At 71.6% G+C, this 20123-nt stretch carries 14 protein-coding genes; 5 read left to right on the forward strand and 9 right to left on the reverse strand.

The window, feature by feature from the left end; genetic code table 11:
• Positions 1-20 precede the first annotated feature (20 nt).
• On the reverse strand, positions 21-494 hold the full coding sequence (locus GQQ93_RS07585) for a heme-degrading domain-containing protein (protein ID WP_157423640.1): 474 nt from the start codon (positions 492-494) through the stop codon (positions 21-23).
• Between GQQ93_RS07585 and GQQ93_RS07590 the strand changes: the two genes are divergently transcribed.
• Positions 493-1881, forward strand: coding sequence for an MFS transporter (locus GQQ93_RS07590; RefSeq protein WP_157423641.1), 1389 nt, complete (start codon positions 493-495; stop codon positions 1879-1881). The genes GQQ93_RS07585 and GQQ93_RS07590 overlap by 2 nt on opposite strands.
• A 19-nt stretch (positions 1882-1900) precedes the next feature.
• Here GQQ93_RS07590 and GQQ93_RS07595 read toward each other — a convergent pair whose 3' ends face one another.
• The 5 genes from GQQ93_RS07595 to GQQ93_RS07615 form a co-directional block, all read right to left on the reverse strand.
• Positions 1901-2368 carry an aromatic ring-opening dioxygenase LigA gene (locus tag GQQ93_RS07595; RefSeq protein ID WP_157423642.1) on the reverse strand — a complete coding sequence of 156 codons (468 nt, stop codon included), beginning with the start codon at positions 2366-2368 and terminating at the stop codon, positions 1901-1903.
• 120 nt (positions 2369-2488) lie between these two features.
• Entirely contained in the window at positions 2489-5746 is a 3258-nt protein-coding gene (locus tag GQQ93_RS07600; protein ID WP_157423643.1) for a M36 family metallopeptidase, read from the reverse strand.
• Positions 5747-5965: 219 nt separating this feature from the next.
• On the reverse strand, positions 5966-8185 hold the full coding sequence (locus GQQ93_RS07605) for an ATP-dependent Clp protease ATP-binding subunit (protein WP_157423905.1): 2220 nt from the start codon (positions 8183-8185) through the stop codon (positions 5966-5968).
• Between the two features lie 181 nt (positions 8186-8366).
• On the reverse strand, positions 8367-9299 hold the full coding sequence (locus GQQ93_RS07610; protein WP_157423644.1) for an aldose 1-epimerase family protein: 933 nt from the start codon (positions 9297-9299) through the stop codon (positions 8367-8369).
• A 7-nt stretch (positions 9300-9306) separates the two neighbouring features.
• Positions 9307-12267 (reverse strand): DUF5107 domain-containing protein, encoded by a 2961-nt coding sequence (locus GQQ93_RS07615; RefSeq protein WP_157423645.1) that lies wholly within the window; start codon positions 12265-12267, stop codon positions 9307-9309.
• 119 nt (positions 12268-12386) lie between these two features.
• Here GQQ93_RS07615 and GQQ93_RS07620 point away from each other — a divergent pair, with 119 nt between their 5' ends.
• Both GQQ93_RS07620 and GQQ93_RS07625 read left to right on the forward strand, forming a co-directional pair.
• Entirely contained in the window at positions 12387-13274 is an 888-nt protein-coding gene (locus GQQ93_RS07620; RefSeq protein WP_157423646.1) for an AraC family transcriptional regulator, read from the forward strand.
• A 94-nt stretch (positions 13275-13368) separates the two neighbouring features.
• The gene (locus tag GQQ93_RS07625) at positions 13369-14403 is read left to right on the forward strand and encodes an LLM class flavin-dependent oxidoreductase (protein ID WP_157423647.1); all 1035 of its coding nucleotides are present in this window, start codon (positions 13369-13371) and stop codon (positions 14401-14403) included.
• A 15-nt stretch (positions 14404-14418) separates the two neighbouring features.
• Here the strand turns inward: GQQ93_RS07625 and GQQ93_RS07630 are convergent, their stop codons facing one another.
• Positions 14419-14997 carry a hypothetical protein gene (locus GQQ93_RS07630; protein ID WP_246192175.1) on the reverse strand — a complete coding sequence of 193 codons (579 nt, stop codon included), beginning with the start codon at positions 14995-14997 and terminating at the stop codon, positions 14419-14421.
• A gap of 117 nt (positions 14998-15114) precedes the next feature.
• On the opposite strand from GQQ93_RS07630, the gene GQQ93_RS07635 reads away from it, so the two are divergent.
• A complete protein-coding gene (locus GQQ93_RS07635; RefSeq protein ID WP_157423648.1) occupies positions 15115-15822 on the forward strand; it encodes a YceI family protein in 708 nt (235 codons plus the stop codon).
• Positions 15823-15898: 76 nt separating this feature from the next.
• Here the strand turns inward: GQQ93_RS07635 and GQQ93_RS07640 are convergent, their stop codons facing one another.
• Together GQQ93_RS07640 and GQQ93_RS07645 are read right to left on the reverse strand one after the other, a co-directional pair.
• The gene (locus tag GQQ93_RS07640; RefSeq protein ID WP_212277291.1) at positions 15899-17272 is read right to left on the reverse strand and encodes an APC family permease; all 1374 of its coding nucleotides are present in this window, start codon (positions 17270-17272) and stop codon (positions 15899-15901) included.
• Positions 17273-17403: 131 nt separating this feature from the next.
• Positions 17404-18501 (reverse strand): alcohol dehydrogenase catalytic domain-containing protein, encoded by a 1098-nt coding sequence (locus GQQ93_RS07645; RefSeq protein ID WP_157423650.1) that lies wholly within the window; start codon positions 18499-18501, stop codon positions 17404-17406.
• Between the two features lie 118 nt (positions 18502-18619).
• On the opposite strand from GQQ93_RS07645, the gene GQQ93_RS07650 reads away from it, so the two are divergent.
• Complete coding sequence (locus GQQ93_RS07650) at positions 18620-20056, forward strand: PucR family transcriptional regulator (protein ID WP_157423651.1); 1437 nt, start codon at positions 18620-18622, stop codon at positions 20054-20056.
• Positions 20057-20123 lie beyond the last annotated feature (67 nt).

Here is a 20123-nt window from a genome sequence, read left to right on the forward strand (position 1 = left end):
GATGCGCGCCGCTCGAGCCGTCACCGCTCGCGCGCCTCGCCGAGCATCGCCCGGAGGTGCTCGACGACGAACTCGTGGTCGTCGAGCTGCGGGAGCCCGGAGACGCCGACCGCCCCGATCATCGCGCCGGACCCGAGTCGCAGCGGCACGACGCCGCCGTGCGCGGCGTACTCGCGAGGATCGAGCCGGGCGTGGGTGTCGAAGTCCTCGCCCTTGGCACGGAACTCCTCGCCGACCAGCAGCGACGAGGTGCCGTAGCGCTCGACGACGTGGTGCTTGCGATCGAGCCAGCCGTCGTTGTCGGCGCTCGCGCCGGGCAGCGCCGCATGGAAGACACGCTGCCGGCCGAACCAGATCGCGATCGCGATCGGGAGTCCTCGCTCGGCGGCGGTCGCGCGAAGCCGCGTGCCGAGCACCCAGGCGTCGTCGAGGGTGAACTCGGTGAACCGCAATTCGTCGTCTTCGGCCTCGAGACGGCCGAGCAGTGCGCTCATGCTCGAAGCGTACCGCCGCCGCGGCGGCGCCGAGCGGTGCGAGGAACGGTTCGCCGATGTCGGCGGCGTGCGCCAAGATGTCCCAGTGACCGGCATGAAGACGTTCTGGGCCGCCCTGCCGACCGAGGGGCGCTGGCTGCTGTCGACCGTCGCCATCCAGACGCTCGGGCGCGGCCTCACGCTGCCCTTCACGATCATCTACCTGCACGAGGTGCGCGGTTTCGAGCTCGGGCTGTCGGGTGCGCTCATGAGCCTCATCGCGATCACGGGCCTCGTCGTGACGGGCCCCGGCGGCACCCTCATCGATCGATTCGGCGCCAAGGTCGTGCTGCTCGCCGGCCTGGCCGCGATGATCGTGGGCTGCACCCTCCTCGCCTTCGCGACGACCCCCGCCGTCGCCGCGGTCGCGCTCGTGCTCATCGGCATCAACTTCGGCGTCTCGTGGCCCGGCTTCAACGCGCTCATCGCCTCGATCGTCGACGGCGAGCTGCGCCAGCAGTACTTCGGCATCAACTTCGCCCTGGTCAACCTCGGCATCGGGGTCGGCGGCATCGTCGGCGGCTTCTTCATCGACGTCGACGACCCGGGCACCTTCACGACGATCTTCCTGATCGACGCGGCGACGAGCCTCATCCCGATGGCCCTGCTCCTCGGCCCGCTGCGTCACGTGCGCACCCACGGCGAGCACGACGCCGACGCGCCGCCCGTCGGCGGCTACCGCGAGATCATCCGCCAGCCGGTGGTGCTGTGGCTGACGCTGCTCACCTTCATCTCGGTATTCATCGGCTATGGCCAGATGGAGGCGGGCTTCCCGGCCTTCGCCCGCCAGGTCGCCGAGGTCTCGACGCAGGTGATCGGCTTCGCGTTCGCCATCAACACAGCCGTCATCGTGCTGCTGCAGTTCACCGTGCTGAAACTGATCAGCGGGCACCGCCGCACCCGGGTCATGCAGGTCATGGCGCTCGTGTGGGCGGTGTCGTGGTTGCTGCTCGGCGGCGCGGGCCTGCTGCCCGACACGCTCGCGGCCGCGATCGGCGTGCTCGCGTTCATGGGTGTCTTCGCCTTCGGCGAGACGATGCTGCAGCCGACCGTGCCCGCGGTCTACAACGACCTCGCCTCCGACCGCAATCGAGGCCGCTACAACGCGATCAACTCGGCGGCCTTCCAGGGTGGCGCGATCGCCGGGCCGGTCGCCGCGGGCGTGCTGCTCGAGCACGGCCTCGACGCCTGGTACATCGCGGTGATGGTGATCGGCTGCGCCGGCATCGTGCTGCTCGCCCTCGCGGTCGAACGCCGTATCCCGGCCGACGCGAACGGTGTGCCCGAGGCGTCGACCGAGCGGGCCGCCGATGCGAGCTCGTCACCGACCGCACCCACCGCCGACTGAGCGTCGGCGGCGTCGCGCGCTACGACGACTTCGGCAACGGCGGCACGAGCGTGCGCAGCGCCCACCCGAAGAGCAGGAACAGCACTCCCACACCGCCCGCGAACAGGGCGATGCCGAACGAGATCACCGAGGTGAACAACGAGGCCCGCAGGAACGACGCGTTCATCACGACCGGCCGCAGCGGGTCGTCCTGGTCGAGCTCCGAGTAGGTCTTTCCGTCTGCCATCTCGCGGGCGTGCATGTCGATGACCCCGGCCTGCACGTACGCATCGATCGGGCCGTCGACGACCTTGCCCGCGAAGATCGGGGCGTCGTCGGGAATCACGATGTTCTCGGCCCGCAGCTGCGACGACACGCCGATCCAGGCGACGATCGCCACGACGATCAGCAGGATACCGCCGACGATGCCGGCGAGCCCGATCAGCCGCACCACATTGACCTGCGTACGGCTGAGCACCGCTCCACCCGTCTCGAACTCTTCGGTCACGTCTCCCCCTTCGAACCGCGTTCGGGGCCAAGGCTAGCGATTCGGGCGGCGTCACCGGCAGGGGCCACGCGGCATCCGCTCGATGAACGGATGCCGCGACGGCCCGACGCTCGCGGGCGATCAGCCGCTCGTCGTCGCGAGCGAGGCGAGCACGCCCTTCGCCTGCCGGATCTCCTGCGAAGTCGAGGACGGATCCGTGCGGATCGCCTCGACCTCGAGCATCGCGTCGCCCCAGGTCGTCACTGAACCGTGCACCGTCACCGGCGTCGCGAGGTCGACCGAGCCGTTCGCGAAGTTCAGCCACGCCGCGAGCAGGAACTGGTCGAACTGCTCGGCCGCGTCGTTCTTCGGCGGCGAATGGAAGATCGCCACCGCGTCGTCGCGGTCGAGCTGCGTGTCGAACACCGTGCTGAAGAACACCGCGATGTCGAGGTAGCACTCGAGTTCGGCGGTCGTGAAGTCGTTGCCGTTCTTCACGCGCATCTGGTTGAGCCACCAGCCGTGCTGCTTCGACTTCGTGCCGTCGCCGACCACCACGATCGCGGCGCTGTCGGCGGCCGAGCCGCCGTCGTCGTCGGTCACCTCGGTGACGAGGTCGTAGAGGCAGGCCTCGGCGTAGACGTGGTCGGCCGAGAGGTCGACATCGCGCGGCTGCACGGTCGGCGACTTCGGCGGGTCGAGCGCCGGCGGGTTCACGAGCGAGGTCTCGTCGCTCGTGGTGCCGTCGTCCCAGTCCCAGACCACGGTGAGGTCGTCGCTTCCGGGGTCGGTCGCGGTGACCGGGATCGTCACGCTGCCGCCGGCATCGAGCACGAAGGCCTCGACGCCGTCGTAGCTCTGCGTGCCCGAGGTGTCGATCGTGATCGACGGATCGACGTTCGCCACGTCGACCACGACGGTCTCGCACGTGGTGACGTCGTCGTCGGAGCCGCAGACCTCGACGTCGAACAGTCCGTCGTCGCCGTAGTCGAAGCTCGTCTCGAACTCGAGTGTGGCGTCGGGCCGCACGTTCTCCTCGGTGCCCGAGAGCGGCTGGGCGCCCGAACCGTCGTCGAAGTCGATCGTCGCCGAGAGGTCGTCGAGCCATCCGGGGTCGCTGATGACGCCGGTGATCGTCGCGGTGCGCGTGGCCTCGTCGAGCGGCGCGACCGGGTCGATCGTCACGATCGGTGCGACGTTGTCGACCTCGACCTGCGCGGTGTCGGTCGCCGTGTTGCCGTAGAGGTCGGTGACGCGGAGGCCGATGGTGAAGCTGCCGTCCTGCCCCACCCGGTCGAACGACGGGCTCACCCCGAACGCATCGTCGTACTGGCCGTCGCCGTCGAAGTCCCACTCCCACGCCGAGATCGCGCCGGCGCTCGGGTCGCTGCCCGCGCTCGAGCCGGCAGCGGTCACCGGCGCGTCCGTGCCCTCGATCGTCGCGTAGGGCCCGCCGGCGTCGGCCGTCGGTGCGCAGGCGGCGGGAAGGGTGTCGTCGTTCACCTGCGCCGCGTGCCCGTCGGTGCCGGCCGCGACCGCGCCCTCGCCGAGCCCGCGCTGCGCGAACGCCGACCAGATGGCGCAGACGTTGTCGCCGCCGTTGGTCGCGATGTCGGCCGCGAGCAGGCCGTTGCGGGCGTCGACGAAGGTCGGCTTGGCGCCGCCCGCCGTGTTCTTCATGCCGTCGATGACGAGCTGCTCGGTGACGGGCACGCCCAGGAAGGCGCGCACGGCGTAGACCATGGTCGCCCAGATCGTGCCGTTGCCGTGCGGCGAGGTGTTCGGACCCGGGACGTACGGGTTGTAGTCCGAGTACACGAGCGGCGAGGTGTCGTAGGCGACGTTGCGCACGCCCGTGGCCGCGTCGCCGGTGACGTACTCGCCGACGACGGCGTCGTCCCACTTCAGGTACGAGATCACGTCGCTCCAGCCCTCGCCGAGGGCGCCGGTCTGGTCGTCGCCGTAGTCGAAGCTGCCGCCGCCGACGAGCCTCGTCGAGACCCCGTGACCGAACTCGTGCGCGATGACGTCGCCGTCGAGCGAGCCGTCGCGGAACGGCAGCGACCACATGTACATCTGCATGCGCGGGCTCGAGCCGTCACCCGGCGTGCCGAAGTTCGCGTTGTTCATGCAGCGGATGGGGTTCGACGCGTTGTCCACGCAGCCGAAGTCCCAGCCGTCCTGCGCCTCGGCGAGCACGGGGTCGCCGTCGCTGCCGCCGTTGCCGAAGTTGTCGACCTGGAAGTTGCGCCAGGCCTCGGTGAAGCCGAGCTCGTAGGTGTAGTCGTGCATCACGTTCGTGTAGTAGAAGAGCTGCGTGATGATCGCGTCGAGGTCGGCGTCGAGGCTCGCCTGGCTCGAATCCGAGTTCACCGCCCAGGCGTCGGTGAACGGGTAGTCGAACACCTGGTAGCCGGGGTCGCCCGACGCCGGAGTGTTCGGCTGGTACTCGTCGTTCGCGTCGTTGTCGTCGAGGTCGCGGTAGGCGTTGACGTTGTTGCCGCTCGTGGTCGTGTCGTCGACCCACGTGCCGTTGATGCCCGAGAACGGGTGCAGCTCGCGGGAGGCGCCGGTCGCCTCGGGGTGCTCCTCGTCGAAGACCTCCCCCTCGGGCCCCACCTCGGCGTAGCGGCTCGACTCGGCGAGCACCTCGCCGGTGGCGGCGTCGACGACCGACTCGACCCACACCTCGCCCGACAGCTCCACGTCGGTGACCCACGCGAGCCGCAGGCTGCGGCCCTCGTCGTCCATGTACCAGCGCTGCTCGGCCTTCAGCGGCGTCGGGTCGACGAGTCCGTCGACGGCGATCGAGTTGGGCACCTCGACGGTGTCGCGTTCGCTCGTCTGCGCGGCCTCGGGCAGGTCCTCGGCGGCGACGTCGGCACCGGATGCCGCGCCTGCGGCCTCGGCGATCGCCTCGGCCGCGGTCACCTCGGGCGCGGCGGGCGTCGCCGGTGCGACGTCGGCGGTGGTGCCGCCGATGTGCACGAGCCGGCCCTCGACGTCGACGCTCGCGGTGATGACGGCCTGGTGCACCGGGATGCCGTCGACGGCCTGCCGCAGCTGCACGTAGCTGACGCCGCTCGGGTCGGTGATGACCTCGTCGACGGCGAGCGACTCGAGGCCGGCGCCGTCGAGCCCGAAGGCATCGCGATGCGCGGCGAGATAGCCGAGCGCGACGTCCTCGGCACCCGCGTCCGAGGGTTCGGTGAGCGGGCCGGTCGGATTCAGCACCGAACGCACGTCGCCTGCGGCGTCGAACGCCACGAGTGCGCTGCCGAATTCTTCAGCGGGATCTGGCGGCGCCTCCGCGCCGGGTGCCGCGAACGCGGCGACGGGCTGGGTGACGACGAGCACGGATGCGGCGAGCACAGCTGCCACGGAAGACGAACGGGTCACGACGACCTCCGGAGGGACGCCGGGGATCCGCGGAACGCTCCCCCCGGTCGCCCCGCGGCGCGGCCCTCGGACGAGCCGGCCGTCACGTTACTCAGGGGTACAAGCGGCCGCACGGAACGGGGGACATTTGGCGCGCGACTCCCCCGGACTGGGGGCAGCCGAGGCCCACACGACGACGGGGCATCCGATGCGATGCGATCGGATGCCCCGGGAGCGGACTCAGTCGTCGAGGAGTTCGGCCTCGACGACCTCGTCGTCGATGCCTGCGGAGTCGACTGCGGCGGCCCCCGCCTCGCCCGCACGAGCCACCGTGAGCGACTCCCCGTCGTCGGCGAGGCCGACCACGACCGTGTCGCCGTCGCGCACGCTGCCGTCGAGCAGCGCCCGGGCGAGCCGGTCGTCGATCTCGCGCTGCATGAGCCGGCGCAGCGGCCGGGCCCCGTACAGCGGGTCGTAGCCCCGTTCGGCGAGCCAGGCGCGCGCGTCGGGCGTCACGCCGAGCGCGAGCCGCCGTTCGTGCAGCCGCGCCGTGAGCCGGTCGATGTAGAGGTTCACGATCTCGGCGAGGTCCTGCTCGCTGAGGGCCGAGAACACGACGAGGTCGTCGAGCCGGTTCACGAACTCGGGCTTGAACGACTGCCTGACCGTCTGCATGACGGCCTCCTCCTTCTCGCCCCAACTGAGCGTTGGGTCGATCAGGTAGTGCGAGCCGAGGTTCGAGGTGAGGATCAGGATCGTGTTGCGGAAGTCGACCGTGCGACCCTGCCCGTCGGTGAGCCGGCCGTCGTCGAGCACCTGCAGCAGCACGTCGAACACCTCGGGGTGCGCCTTCTCGACCTCGTCGAAGAGGATCACCGAGTACGGTCGCCGACGCACGGCCTCGGTGAGCTGCCCGCCCTGGTCGTAGCCGACGTACCCGGGGGGCGCGCCGACGAGGCGCGCGACCGAGTGCTTCTCGCCGTACTCCGACATGTCGATGCGCACCATGGCGCGTTCGTCGTCGAAGAGGAACTCGGCGAGCGCCTTCGCGAGCTCGGTCTTGCCGACTCCGGTCGGGCCGAGGAACAGGAACGATCCGGTCGGCCGGTTCGGGTCGTTGATGCCGGCGCGCGAGCGGCGGACCGCGTCGGCGACGGCCGCGACGGCCCGCTTCTGGCCGATGAGGCGCTTGCCGAGCTCGGCCTCGAGGTGCAGCAGTTTCTCGGTCTCGCCCTGCATGAGCCGCCCGACGGGGATGCCCGTCCATGCGGCGATCACGGCGGCGATGTCTTCGTCGGTGACCTGCTCGTTGACCATGCGCGGCTCATCGGGCGCGGACTCGGCCTGCTCGGCGGCGACGAGGTCGCGCTGCAGTTGCGCGATCGTCTCGTACTCGAGCTTCGAGGCGCGCGCGTAGTCGGCCTCGCGCATGGCGCGGTCGCGCTCGGTCATGGCCTCGTCGAGCCGCTTCTTCAGCTCGCCGACGCGGTTGAGCGACAGCCGTTCGCGCGCCCATCGGGCCTCGAGCCCGGCGAGCTCGCGCTCCTGCAGGGCGAGCGTCTCGCGCAGCTTCGCGAGTCGCTCCTTCGAGGCGTCGTCCTTCTCCTTCTTGAGGGCGAGCTCCTCGAGCTTCAGGCGGTCGACCTGGCGCTTGAGCTGGTCGATCTCGACCGGCGACGAGTCGATCTCCATCTTGAGGCGCGACATGGCCTCGTCGATGAGGTCGATCGCCTTGTCGGGCAGTTGACGGGCCGTGATGTACCGGTTCGACAGGGATGCCGCGGCCACGAGTGCGGCGTCGGAGATCGTGACCCCGTGGTGTGCCTCGTAGCGGCCCTTGAGCCCGCGGAGGATCGCGATCGTGTCTTCCACGCTCGGCTCGCCGACGTACACCTGCTGGAAGCGGCGCTCGAGCGCGGCATCCTTCTCGATGTACTCGCGGTACTCGTCGAGCGTGGTCGCACCGATGAGGTGCAGCTCACCGCGCGCGAGCATCGGCTTCAGCATGTTGGATGCCGCGACCGAACCCTCGCCGCCGCCCGCACCCATGAGCAGGTGGAGTTCGTCGACGAAGGTGATGATGCCGCCCTCGGCCTCGTTGATCTCCTTCAGCACGGCCTTCAGCCGCTCCTCGAACTGCCCGCGGTACATCGCGCCCGCGACGAGCGCGGAGATGTCGAGCGAGACGAGCTGCTTGTGCTTCAGCGACTCGGCGACGTCGCCCGCGACGATGCGCTGGGCGAGCCCTTCGACCACGGCGGTCTTGCCGACGCCGGGCTCGCCGATGAGCACGGGGTTGTTCTTCGTACGACGGGTCAGCACCTGGCTCACGCGCCGGATCTCGGCGTCGCGGCCGATCACCGGGTCGAGCTTGCCGGCCTTCGCGAGGTCGGTCAGGTTGACGCCGAACTGTTCGAGCGCCGACTTCTGCTCTTCCTGCGAGTTCGGCGCGCCCTGCATGTTTGCCACTCAATGCTCCCTTCGTTTCAAACTTGAGTCTACTGAACTCAACTTTGCGAAGTGGGCCGGTATTCCGGATTCCGACCGGAATCTCCCCCGCCTTCACGGTAGACGGATGCCACGGGGCGCGCCAGAGCCGTCCGCGTGCCAGACCCGCGGCCCGGCGGCGGGAGCCGCGCGATCAGCCCACCGCGCTGATCGTCCACCCGAGGCTCGTGCTCGCCCCGGGCGCGAGCGCGATGAGGTCTCGCTTCGAGTTGAACGCGTCGGGCGGGCAGGTCATGGGCTCGACGGCGAGGGCGCAGCGGAAGTCGTCGCCGGTCGCATGGTCGGACGTGTACAGCTGCACCCAACGGCAGCGCTCGTCCCACGAGATCTCGGTGCCGACCCCGTTCCGGTCGACGAGCCTCGCCCGCGCGCGTCCGTCGCGTGCACCGGCGAATCGCGTGTAGGCGTTGTTCAGCACCGCGCTGCCGAGCCGGCGTCCGCCGCGGAAGTCGTCGTCGCGGCCTGCCGAGTCGACCGCAGCCGAGACGGTCGGCAGCATGCGATCGCCGCTGACGAGCAGGACCTCCTCGGCGGGCAGCTCGAGGTCCCACTCGTCGATCGCCCTCGGGCCCGGTCGCCCGCCGAGCAGGTACGGATGCCCGCCCAAGCCGATCGGAGCGGGCGTGCCGCTCTCGTTCGTCGCGACGACCTCTTGGGCGAGCCCCTGCTCGGTGAGCACGAACTCCACCCGGATCGCCACGCGCCACGGGTAGCCCTCCCGCGGCTCGATCCGGGTGCGGAGCCCGACCCGATCGGGCTCGACGAGGTCGGGTTCGAAGCGGCGCAGGGCGACGAGCCCGTGCGCGGCCGTGCGGGTCGCGGGCTCATCGACCGGGAGCCGGTGCCGGTGCCCACCGAACTCGTACCGGCCGTCGGCGAGGCGGTTCGGCCAGGGGGCGAGCAGCGCACCGCGCATCGCGGGACGCTCCTCGTCGGCGGCGAACGGCATGACGAGGTCGCGTCCGCCGGCCGTGAGGCGTCGGACGCTCGCCCCGAGCTGCACGATCTCGGCTTCGTAGCCGGCGGCCCGCAGCGAGTAGCCGGCCCCGGCAGGCCCTGCCGTCATCGGGGGCTCACTCGTCGCCGGGTACCCGGCTGAACAGGAGCAGCTCGGGCAGGCTGGTCGCGAAGTAGTCGGTCACCCCGTCGGCCCGCTTGGCGGCCGGCGGCACGTAGCGCGCGCGAGCCTCGCCGAGCGTCGCCGGCGGGTCGGCGAGCGGCAGTCCGAGAGCGTTCAGCGCCGCGTCCCAGGCCGCGACCGCTCGACCTTCGCCGCCCTCCCACGGACGGAAGCGGCGAGTCGAGAGGATCTCGTGGGCACTGGCGGCCTGCCCCTCGGCCGTGAGCAGCGTCACGTACTCGATCGTGAAGTCGTCACGGGAGAGCACGAGCGGTTCCACCGCCTTCAGCCGTTCGAGCCGCTCCAGCGCACCATGGCAGAGCCGAATCGCGAGCTGATCCCGTTCGTAGTGCAGGCGCGCATCGGCCGGGGCCGCGGCGATCGCGAGCTCGAAGTACGACCACGCCCTCGCCTCGTCGCCGTCGACGTTGTAGGCCGCGATCGCCGCGTTGCGCAGCAGCACGGGCTCCCGCGAGCCGAGCGCCACCGCCTCGTCCCAGTGCCGAGCCGCCTCGGCACGGCGACCGTGCGCGAAGAGCAGCATGCCGAGCAGCGAGTGGGCGACGTCGTCCGACTCGTCGGCGGCGAGCGCGGCCCGCAGTGCGTCGTGCGCATCGAGCCCGTGCGGGAACGCCCAGCTCGCATCGCAGTCCCGCGCCCGACTCCGATGCTGCGCCGCCTCCTCGGCCCGGCCCTGCTCGTCGAGCAACGCCGCGGCGAGGTAGCACGCGATCGGACGCTGGTTGCCCGCCGCGGTGATCGGCGCCGCTGCGGCGCGCTCGAGCACGGCGAGCGACTCGGCGACCGCTCCGGCGTCGCGGAGGTCGATGGCGATGTCGAGCAGCAGCCCGCCCTCCGCCGCGACCTCCGCACCGGCGAGGTGGCGCAGCGTCGCATCGAGCGGATCCGCCTCGAGCGCGGTGAGCACGAGCTCTCGGGCCTCCCCGCCTCTGCCGAGACGGCGCAGCACGATCGCGCGCAGCGCCGTGCGCCGCGCGTCATGGCCCACCACTCCGTCGAGCGAGTCGAGCACGCGCAGCGCGGAGCGGTTCTGCCCGCGTCGGCCGAGCGACTGGGCCAGCGCGAATCCCGCGGCCGCGGCCCAGGTGCCGTCCCATCCGGCCTTCCCGAACGCCTGCTCGGCCTCGGCGCGGCGACCGAGCCGACCGAGTGCGAGCCCGAGCAGGTAGAAGGCCTCGGCGTCGAGGGGGTTCGCGTTCCGCCTGGTCAGCCGTGCCAGCGCCAGCCGTGTCCGCCCGACCGCCGGCTCGTATCGACCGGCGCGGTAGTCGTGGTCGGCGAGTGCGAGATTGGTGCGCACGTCGCCCGGGTCGCGTTCGAGAGCGGCGCGCCAGTAGCCGAGCGGCGAGCGCGTGGGGTGCCGGTACTGCTGCAGGTGAAGCCCCGTCAGGTAGAGCTCCTCGACCGATTCGATCGCCTCGGGCGGTGGCGGCTCCTCCGCGACCCAGGGCTCGCCCGCGTCGTCGACCCGGCTGGGCGTCCAGCGTACGAGCAGTCGCCCGTCGCGATCGAGCAGGTCCACGGCGGGTTCCCCCTCTGGCGACTCGCCTGTGATGACCGCGGGGACGCCGGGAACCAGGTCCTCCGTCCGCGTGGCGACGACGCGATCGTCGTCGAGCAGGCGCAGCGTCGCACCGGGCTGCGGCGAGGTGACGGCGAACCGCGCCGTCACGGCATCGCCGCGGTCGACGTGCACCGCGGCATCGGGGGTGGCCTGATGCGCGGCGCCGATGGCCGGAATCGGGTACCAGAACTGCGTGAACGCCTTCGCCTCGCCCGGCAGGATCCAGCTGAAGTCGGGCTGGTTGTCGGTGTACACGCCCGCCATGAGCTCGACGTACGGCCCGTCGTCGTCGGTGAGCTGCGCATCCCACGCGTGCCCGAACGGCGCGTCGCCCCAGGTCCAGAGCTTCTTGCCCGGCGAGACCCGTCGCTCCGCCCAGTGCACGAATCCACCGCCTGCGGCATGGTCGTAGCCGCCGAAGAAGTCCTGCTGGGAGTCGACGATCATGTACGACGTCGGCACGGGGATGTTCCGGTAAGCGTCGATCCGGGCGGCGTCGGGCACGTCCTCGGCGAGCGCCGGGTAGTCGACGCCGTAGTAGGGGCGGTCCGCCTCGGGGAACGCCGTGAGCGCGCGCCGGGCATGGTCGGCGACGTAGCGGACGTCCTCGGGGAAGAAGGCCTGGTAGCCGCCGTCGGCGCGCGCGGCGACGTTCGCCCACCAGAGGAAGGTCTGGCGCTCCTTCGTGCGGTTGTGCAGGCGCACGACCAGTTCGACGACCGTGCTCTCGGGGCGCAGCCGCACCCCGTGCAGGGCCGACATCCGCGCGAACGGGTCGTGATCGGCGCACCACACGGTGACCGACCCGTCGGCCCCCTCCTCGATCGACGTCTCGACGGGCAGGTAAGTCGCGGGGCGGTGGTGCTGCGGCCAGTTGAACTCGACGCCGCCGCTGATCCAGGGGCCGGCGAGCCCGACGAGCGCCGGCTTGACGACGTTGTTGCGGTAGAAGAAGTCGTAGTCGTTGACCTTGTCGTAGCCCACATGGATGCGCCCGCCGAGTTCGGGCAGGATGACGAGGCGCAGGTAGCGGTTCTCGAGGTGCACCGCCCGCCACTCGCGCATCGACGATTGCTCGGCGATGCGCTCGGTGAACGGGATCGGGTACACCCTGCCGCTCGACCCCTGGTAGACGCGGTGGTCGAGGAACATCGGGTACCGGCTCGGCTCGTCGGCCTCGTACGTCCGGATGCAGATCGGCTCGTCCCAGGCGACGGCGCCTCCGGCGTCCAGGGTCGGCCTCAGTGCGGCGGGCGCCTCCGGAAGGACGATCGGCCCGTCGGCGGGATCCGTCGCCTCCGAGCTCTGGCGGGCGGCATCCGTCATCATCGCGGTCTCCTCGGTGGGTGGGTGCGGCCTCTGCGGCGCCCGGCACGACCGGCAGCTCCGGCCTGCTTCGACGCTACGGCCGCGAACACGGGGCGGGTATGGTGAGAACGAGGGAGGACATGGACGAAACACCGCTCTCCGCGCCGAGTCACCGCGCCGAGGGGTTCGCGAACCAGCGGCTGGCCGTCGTGCCGCGCCCGCAACTCGACGCCGCCGCGCGCGCCGCGGGGGCACGGCACCTCGTCGTGAGCGACGCCGGGTACTTCCCGGTCGCCGCCGGCCATCGACGTGCCCGGCCGAACGGTTCGCCCGAGACGATCGTGATCGTGTGCGTCGCGGGCAGCGGTCGCGTGTGCATCGCGGACACGGATCATGCGCTCGTTCCCGGCTCATGGGTGGCGATCCCGGCAGGCATCCCGCACGAGTACCAGGCCTCCGAGGCGACACCATGGACGATCTGGTGGCTCCATGCGCGCGGCACCGACATCGCCGAGCTCACCGGCCCGCTGCTCGGCAGGCCGCAGCCGGTGGCGCGTCTTCGATCGATCGACCGGGTCGTCGCCCTGTTCGACGAGCTCGTGACCCTGCTCGAGCGCCGCCCCTCGCCGGCGCAGCAGCTCGCGGCATCCGGCATCGCCTGGCACCTCCTCGCCCGTCTCTCGGTCGACGCCGTGCAACCGGCCGACGGGTCGCCGCTCGAACGCGCCATGCGGTACCTCGAGGCCCGCGTCGACGGCACGGTCTCCGTCGCGGAGCTCGCCGCCATCGTGGGCCTCTCGCCGTCGCACCTCGGCACGCAGTTCCGCCGGGCGACCGGCGGCGGCCCCGGCGCCTTCCACACCTCGCTCAAGATGGCCCGCGCCCGGTCGCTGCTCGACACCACGACGATGCCGGTCACGGCCGTCGCGAGCGCGGTCGGCTACGCCGACCCGCTGTACTTCTCGCGCAGCTTCCGTCGCGTGCACGGCGTCAGTCCGACGAGCTACCGCGCGCAGCGCAAGGGCTGATCCCGTCCGCCACGCGCCGCGCGCCTGGCGCCACCCCACCCCGAGGCATCCATGCATAGGAATAGACGTGCGCGGCACGGCGTTCCGGTTTCACGTGGAACGCTTCGGAACGCTCTCATTCGGACACTACGGACCCCTCGGCGGCGGGCGCGAGCTCTCGGCGGCCGACTCGATGCTGCAGGCGATCGACCTCGCCCAGGGCATGGACGAGCTGGGGGTCAACGGCGTCTACTTCCGCGTGCACCACTTCGCGCGCCAGCAGGCCTCGCCGATGCCGCTGCTTGCGGCGATCGCCGCCCGCACCGAGCGCATCGAGATGGGCACGGGAGTCGTCGACATGCGCTACGAGAACCCGCTGCACCTCGCCGAGGACGCCGCCGCCGTCGACCTCATCTCGGGCGGACGACTCGCCCTCGGCGTGAGCCGTGGATCACCCGAGTCGGTCGTGCGCGGCTACGAGGCCTTCGGCTACACCGGGTCGACCGACCCGCGCGGCGCCGACCTCGCGCGCGAGCACTTCGCGCGCTTCCTCGAGGCGATCGAGGGCAAGGGCATGGCCGAGCTGGATGCCTCGTCGCCGTTCGGCGGCCGCGGCATGGCGCGCATCGAGCCCTACTCGCCCGGCCTGCGCTCGCGAATCTGGTGGGGCGCAGGCAACCGCGATTCGGCCGAGTGGGCCGGGCGCGCGGGCGTCAACCTGATGTCGTCGACGCTGCTCACCGAAGACCGGGGCCTGCCGTTCGACGAGCTGCAGGCGCAGCAGATCCGGGCGTTCCGCGACGCCTGGCGCGAGGCGGGGCATCCGGGTGAGCCGCGCACCTCGGTGAGCCGCTCGATCTTCCCCATCACGACCGCCGAAGACGAGCTCTACTTCGGCGGCCGGCAGGACGGCGACGGGGTCGGCATGATCGACGGCATGCGCTCGACGTTCGGCAAGACCTATGCGGGCACGCCCGACAAGCTCGTCGAGCAACTCCTGCGCGACGCCGCGATCCACGAGGCCGACACGCTCATGCTCACCATCCCGAGCCAGCTCGGCGTCGAGTTCAACCTGCGGCTCGTCGCCGCGTTCGCCGAGCACGTCGCGCCGAGCCTCGGCTGGCGGCCGACGCGCTCGAGCGCCGAGTAGGCGTTCCGTTCCCCGCTACTCGACCAACGCCTCCGGGGCGTCCCGCTCGACCGCGACCACGGTCGTGCGCACGACCCCCGACGGCGTCGGGATCTCGTACCGCACGGGCATCCCGGGATGATCGAGCGCGAACCAGAAGCGTGAGGCCTGCGCCGCATCGCCGTCGCCGTGCCGCGCCTCGTAGTGCAGGCACTCGACGGTGCCGAGCCCGCCCTCGGCGAGCGCGAGCGTCGTCGACGTCCGGCTCGTGTGCTCGGCCGGGAAGGCGGCGTGCTCCTGCAGTTCGCGCCAGGTCACGCGCTCGCTCGTGACCACCCCGTCGACGGCGCCCGCGGCGTCGAGCCGCCACTGCTCGAGGGTCGCGCCCTCGGCGTCGCAGTCGCTGAAGCGGTTCACCCGCTCGAAGCGCTCGCCGCCCGGCAGCTCGACGAGAAGGCGGATCGTCTTGCCCGTGCCCGCCGCCGCGCGGATCTCCTCGGCCGTGAACGGCGTCGGCAGGAGATCGGGCCCGAGAATGTGCGGATCGGCACCGGGCGGGTCGGACTCCCCCGTTGCGTCGCGCACCGCCCCCTCCCCCGAAGCTTCATCGCTCATGGCGCCAGTCTGCGCCATCCGCCGTCATCTGGGAACCTCCGCCGGCGATTCAATGCGTTCTCATACGTTGGTGCGCCATGCTCGAACTCCGACGCCCCACGCCCGAGCAGGAGCCGCATGCAGAAGCGCACGAAGATCATCACCGCCTCGATCCTCGCGGGGGTGCTCGCCCTCGGCGCGACCGCCGCGATCGCCGGACCGATCGTCTACCGCGACCTCATCGTCGGCGAGGCCGACGCCGCCCCGAGCGTCACCGTCTCCCCCACCGAGACGGGCGCGGCGGATGCCCCGGGCGAACCCGGCGACCTCAGCGGCGCGTGGGTCGTGGGCGACGGCTCCTTCGCGGGGTACCGCGTCGACGAGGTGTTGAACGGCACCGACGTGACCGTGACCGGCCGCACCGAGGAGGTGACCGGAGAGCTCGCGGTCGACGGGCTCACCCTGACGGCCGCCTCGTTCACCGTCGACGTCGCCTCGATCGCGACCGATTCGGGCAACCGCGACGAGTACTTCCGTTCGAATGCGATGCGCACCGACGAGTTCCCCACAGCGACATTCGTCCTCACCGAGCCGATCGCGGTCGACACCGCCCCGGCCGTCGGCGAGGTGCAGACCATCACCGCGACCGGCGAACTCACCCTCGCGGGCGTGGCGAAGACCGTCACGGTCGAGCTCGAGGCGGTGCTGAACGGCGCCGGCGGCCAGGTGGCCGGAAGCATCCCGATCACCTTCGCCGACTTCGGCATCGAGGCGCCCGACCTCGGTTTCGTCTCGGTCGAGCCCGACGGCTTCGTCGAGTTCTCGCTCGAACTCGAGCGCGGCTGACCCGGGTCGGCCGACCGCGAACGACGGATGCCTCCCCGCAGCGCGCGGGGAGGCATCCGTCGTCGTTCGGCGAGACTCAGCCCACGCCCTCGAGCGCGTCGGTCTCGGTGTTGCCGATGGCCTTGAGCACCTCGGGGCGGTGCTTCGCGAGGTGCAGGTACCAGGCGATCGCCGCGATCATCGTGACGAGGAACAGGTACGGGATGACGTTCAGCGGCCACGCCGGCACCGGCCACACGTTCGCGAAGAACACGTAGGCCATCGCCCCGACCGACACGACGGCGCAGAGCCAGACGAGGCCGTTGCGCATCTTCTCGCGGCGCGTGTAGGCGACGCAGGCGATCGCGACGAGCGCGTACGCCACCATGTAGCCGTACGTTCCGTAGGTGTCGACCCAGACGACGATGTCCATCGGGTTCACGCCGATGGCGAGGAGCACGAGGTCGAGCGCGATCGCGGCGGGGCCGGCGACGAGCAGCACGCGGTGCGGCGTGAGGTGGCGTTCGTGCGTGCGTCCGAAGCGTTCGGCGACGACGCCCTCCTTGCCCATCACGTAGATGATGCGGCCGACGACGTTGAGCGGCGCGACGACGACGGCGAAGAACGAGGCGCCGACGCCGAAGGTGAGGAGCGGCGCGAACCAGGCGGGCATGCCGATCTGCGTGGCGATCGCCTCGAGCGGACTCGCCACGGTGGCGAGGTCCTCGCCGAGGATGGCGATCTGCGTGTACGCGGCGAAGACGTAGAGGATGCCGACGGTCACCGCGCTCCACATGATCGCGCGCGGGATGGCGGTGTACGGGTTCTTCGCCTCGCGGCCGAGCGCGTCGGCCGAGGAGAATCCGACGAAGCCGAGGATGCCGAGCACCATGCCGGCGGCGACCCCCTGGAACGGCACGCCCTCGAGGGAGAACTGCGCCGGGTCCCACGCGGCCGGGCCGGCCCAGACGAGGGCGAGCACCAGCAGCACGAGGATGATCGCGACCGAGACGAGCTCGAGCACGAGCGAGACGCGCGCCGAGAGGCGGATGCCCCGGATGGTGAACAGCGTCGCGAGCCCGCCGAGCACGACGGCGAGCGCCATCGACCAGCCGATGCCCTCGGCGGGGATGCCGATCAGCACGAGGAACTGGCTCATGTACGAGACCGCGCCGCCGAGCGAGCCGGCCGCGATGCCCCAGCAGCCCACCAGCAGGGCGATGCCCGCGAGGTACGCACCGAACGGGCCGAGCCCCTTGGCGACGTAGGTGTAGAGCGAGCCGGCCGAGGCGTGGCGTCGCGCGAACACGATGACGCAGTAGCCGACGGCGAGGATCACGAGCGTCGCGAGGATGAACGAGTAGATGGTGCCGTTGCCGGCGCCGAGGTAGATGCCGGCGGCAGTGAAGGCGATGACGGCGCTCGGCGCGATGTTGGCGATGGCCTGGGCGGCCAGCTCGGGGCCGCTCATGACGCCGCGGCGGAGGCCGGCGTCGACGGGGGCCGGCGCGGGGGCGCCGACCTGGGTGGGGGTGGTCATGTCGAACTCTCCAATGAGTCGGTGGGGCGAATGGGTCTGCCGGGGGTGGCGGGAGCGGCGGGCTACGGGATGAGCAGCGTGCGGAGGGCCTCGCCCGATTCGAGGTCGTCGAACGCCTCGGCCGCTTCGGCGAGGGGCCGGCGGGCGGAGATCAGCGGGTCGAGCTTGAGCTGGCCGTCCATGTAGCGGTCGACGAGCGCGGGGATGTCGATCGAGGGGCGCACCGAACCGTAGTTCGAGCCGAGGATGCGCTGGTCGGCCTCGGCGAGCACGAGCGGTTCGAAGGAGGCCTTCGCGCCGGTCGGCGGAAGCCCGACGATCACGGCGGCGCCGCCGAGGCCGAGCATGCGGATCGCCTGCTCGGTCGTGACGGTGCGGCCGATCGCGTCGAAGGCGTAGTCGACGCCGTCGGGGATGAGCTCGAACAGCTGCTCGACCGCGTCGCCCTGGGAGGCGTCGATGCGGTCGGTCGCGCCGAACTGCAGGGCGAGCTTCGTCTTCTCGGGCAGCACGTCGATCGCGACGATGCGCTCGGCGCCCGCGAGCTTCGCCCCCTGCACGACGTTGAGGCCGACGCCGCCGCACCCGATCACGACGACGGTCGAGCCCGGCTCGACCGCGGCGGTGTTGAGCACCGCGCCGACCCCGGTCGCGACGGCGCAGCCGACGACCGCGATCACGTCGAGCGGGGCGTCGTCGCGCACCTTCACGGCGCCCGAGGCGGGCACGACGACCTCTTCGGCGAACGACGAGACGCCGAGGTAGTGGTGCACCGGCTCGCCGCCCTGCTCGAGGCGCGAGGTGCCGTCGAAGAGCACGCCCTTCGGCGCGACGACCGTCGCGACCTTCTGGCAACGGGCCTCGTGACCCGACAGGCAGTAGCGGCATTCGCCGCACGGCGGCACCCAGCTGAGCACGACGTGGTCGCCGACGGCGAGCGAGGTGACGCCCTCGCCGAGCTCGACGACCACGCCCGAGCCCTCGTGTCCCATGACGAGCGGTGCCGGGGCGTCCCATTCCCCTCGCTTCACGTGCAGGTCGGAGTGGCAGACGCCGGCCGCGGCGATCTTGACGCGCACCTCGCCGGCTTTGGGGGCGGCGAGTTCGACGTCGGCGACCTCGATCGGCGTCTCCGGCTGCCGGAAGACGATGGCTTTCATTGATGCTCCCTCGGATCACTTGCTGGGCATGCCGATGCTAGGCAGGCCGACGCCTGCGCGGCACTGTGAGAAAGTGTGGGTCGCCCCCTCCCGGTTCGACATCTCGTACACTTCCTCCATGGCCCGTCGACTCGATTCCCTGGCCTCGACGCTCGGCGCCACGTTGGTGCCCGGCCGTGTCGAGCCGTCGAATCCGGTCGAATCCGCGGTGGCGCTCGACGACTTCTCGGTCGTGGTCCATCCCTCCTTCGCGACGCTCGTCATCGGCGAGCGCGACGAACTCCTCGGCGCCCTGGCCTCGGGCGACGCCCGCGCCGCGTCCCTCGCCGACGCGGTGCTCGTGACCGGCGCCGACGACCCCGCGCTCCGCGCCGCGCTGGCCGACGCCCGAGTCACCGCACTCGTCGGGGCGCCCGGCCACGAGTCCGCGATCCTCCCCACCCTCGTCGCCCTCCTCGCCGCCGACCAGGCCGCAGAAGACCGGCTCGTGACGAACGGCACGAAGGTGCTCACGCAGGTGGCCCGTCGCGGCGGTGCCAAGGCGGTCATCGCCGAACTCGCCCACCGCATCGACGGCTGGGCCGTGCTGCTCGATGCGTACGGCCAGGTCATCACCACCGCGGGCGCGGGCGGGCTCCACGTGCAGGACGCGGTGGCCGTCGCGTTCAACCGCCCGGTGCGCGTTCGGCACCCCGGCCTGCAGGTGCATCCGGTCGGCCCGGGCGAGGATCTCACCGCCATCCTCGTGATCGCCTCGCGCGAGAGCTCGACGAGCCGGGCGCGCGACCTCGCGTCGCAGGCCGCCGCGCTCCTCGACCTCGTGCTGCGCACGCACGACCACACCGGCACCGAGCGCCTCGGCCGTGCGGTGATGGTCGACACCCTGCTCGCGGGCGGTGCCGAGGCATCCGCTCTGCTGCGCCGGTGGGGCGTGCGCGAACGCAGCCTCACCGCCTTCGCCCTCTCGAGCCGTTCGAAGGGCGTCGACCTCGAACGGCTCGTCACGCGCTGGCTCGACGAGCTCGGCGCGGTGCACGTGCTGACCGAGTCGCACGACCGCGTGCTCGGGTTCCTCCGCGACGACCAGGTCGACGCCTTCGCCCGCAGGGCCGTGGAGTTCGCGCTCGACGGGAACGCGGTGCTCCGCCTCGGACTCGGCTCATCCGCACCCGGCGACGCACTCGCCCGCAGCGCGGCCGAGGCCCGCCAGGCGCACGAGTCCGCCGTCGCCGACGCCCGCACTGTCGTGCGGTACCGGGCGCTGCCGACGGTCGCCCTGGTGCTCGAACGACTCGACGCCGACGCCGCCGCCGGCATCGCCGAGCTGCTCGACCCGCTGCGCGGCGCCGACGGCGCGCACGGCGAACTGCTGCAGACCCTGCGGGTCTACCTCGTCGAGCACGGCGCACTCGGCACCACCGCGTCGGCGCTCGGCGTGCACCGGCAGACGCTCGCCTCCCGCCTCCATCGCATCGAAGACCTCACCGGGCTGTCGATGTCGAATCCCGACGACCGCACCGCCGCCTGGCTCGCGCTGCGCGCACTCGAGCGCTGACGACGCTGCGCGGCCGCGCCGATACCCGCCATCGCTTTTCCGATGACCCCGGCGAATACCCCGGGGC

The organism is Agromyces lapidis, from assembly GCF_009749405.1.
Lineage (GTDB): Bacteria > Actinomycetota > Actinomycetes > Actinomycetales > Microbacteriaceae > Agromyces > Agromyces lapidis.

Coding starts and splice junctions, on each gene's coding strand:
- GQQ93_RS07585 (WP_157423640.1), bottom strand. CDS start 494: ATGAGCGCACTGCTCGGCCGTCTCGAGGCCGAAGACGACGAATTGCGG.
- GQQ93_RS07645 (WP_157423650.1), bottom strand. CDS start 18,501: ATGAAAGCCATCGTCTTCCGGCAGCCGGAGACGCCGATCGAGGTCGCC.
- GQQ93_RS07650 (WP_157423651.1), top strand. CDS start 18,620: ATGGCCCGTCGACTCGATTCCCTGGCCTCGACGCTCGGCGCCACGTTG.
- GQQ93_RS07590 (WP_157423641.1), top strand. CDS start 493: ATGCTCGAAGCGTACCGCCGCCGCGGCGGCGCCGAGCGGTGCGAGGAA.
- GQQ93_RS07620 (WP_157423646.1), top strand. CDS start 12,387: ATGGACGAAACACCGCTCTCCGCGCCGAGTCACCGCGCCGAGGGGTTC.
- GQQ93_RS07610 (WP_157423644.1), bottom strand. CDS start 9,299: ATGACGGCAGGGCCTGCCGGGGCCGGCTACTCGCTGCGGGCCGCCGGC.
- GQQ93_RS07615 (WP_157423645.1), bottom strand. CDS start 12,267: ATGATGACGGATGCCGCCCGCCAGAGCTCGGAGGCGACGGATCCCGCC.
- GQQ93_RS07605 (WP_157423905.1), bottom strand. CDS start 8,185: ATGCAGGGCGCGCCGAACTCGCAGGAAGAGCAGAAGTCGGCGCTCGAA.
- GQQ93_RS07640 (WP_212277291.1), bottom strand. CDS start 17,272: ATGAGCGGCCCCGAGCTGGCCGCCCAGGCCATCGCCAACATCGCGCCG.
- GQQ93_RS07630 (WP_246192175.1), bottom strand. CDS start 14,997: ATGAGCGATGAAGCTTCGGGGGAGGGGGCGGTGCGCGACGCAACGGGG.
- GQQ93_RS07635 (WP_157423648.1), top strand. CDS start 15,115: ATGCAGAAGCGCACGAAGATCATCACCGCCTCGATCCTCGCGGGGGTG.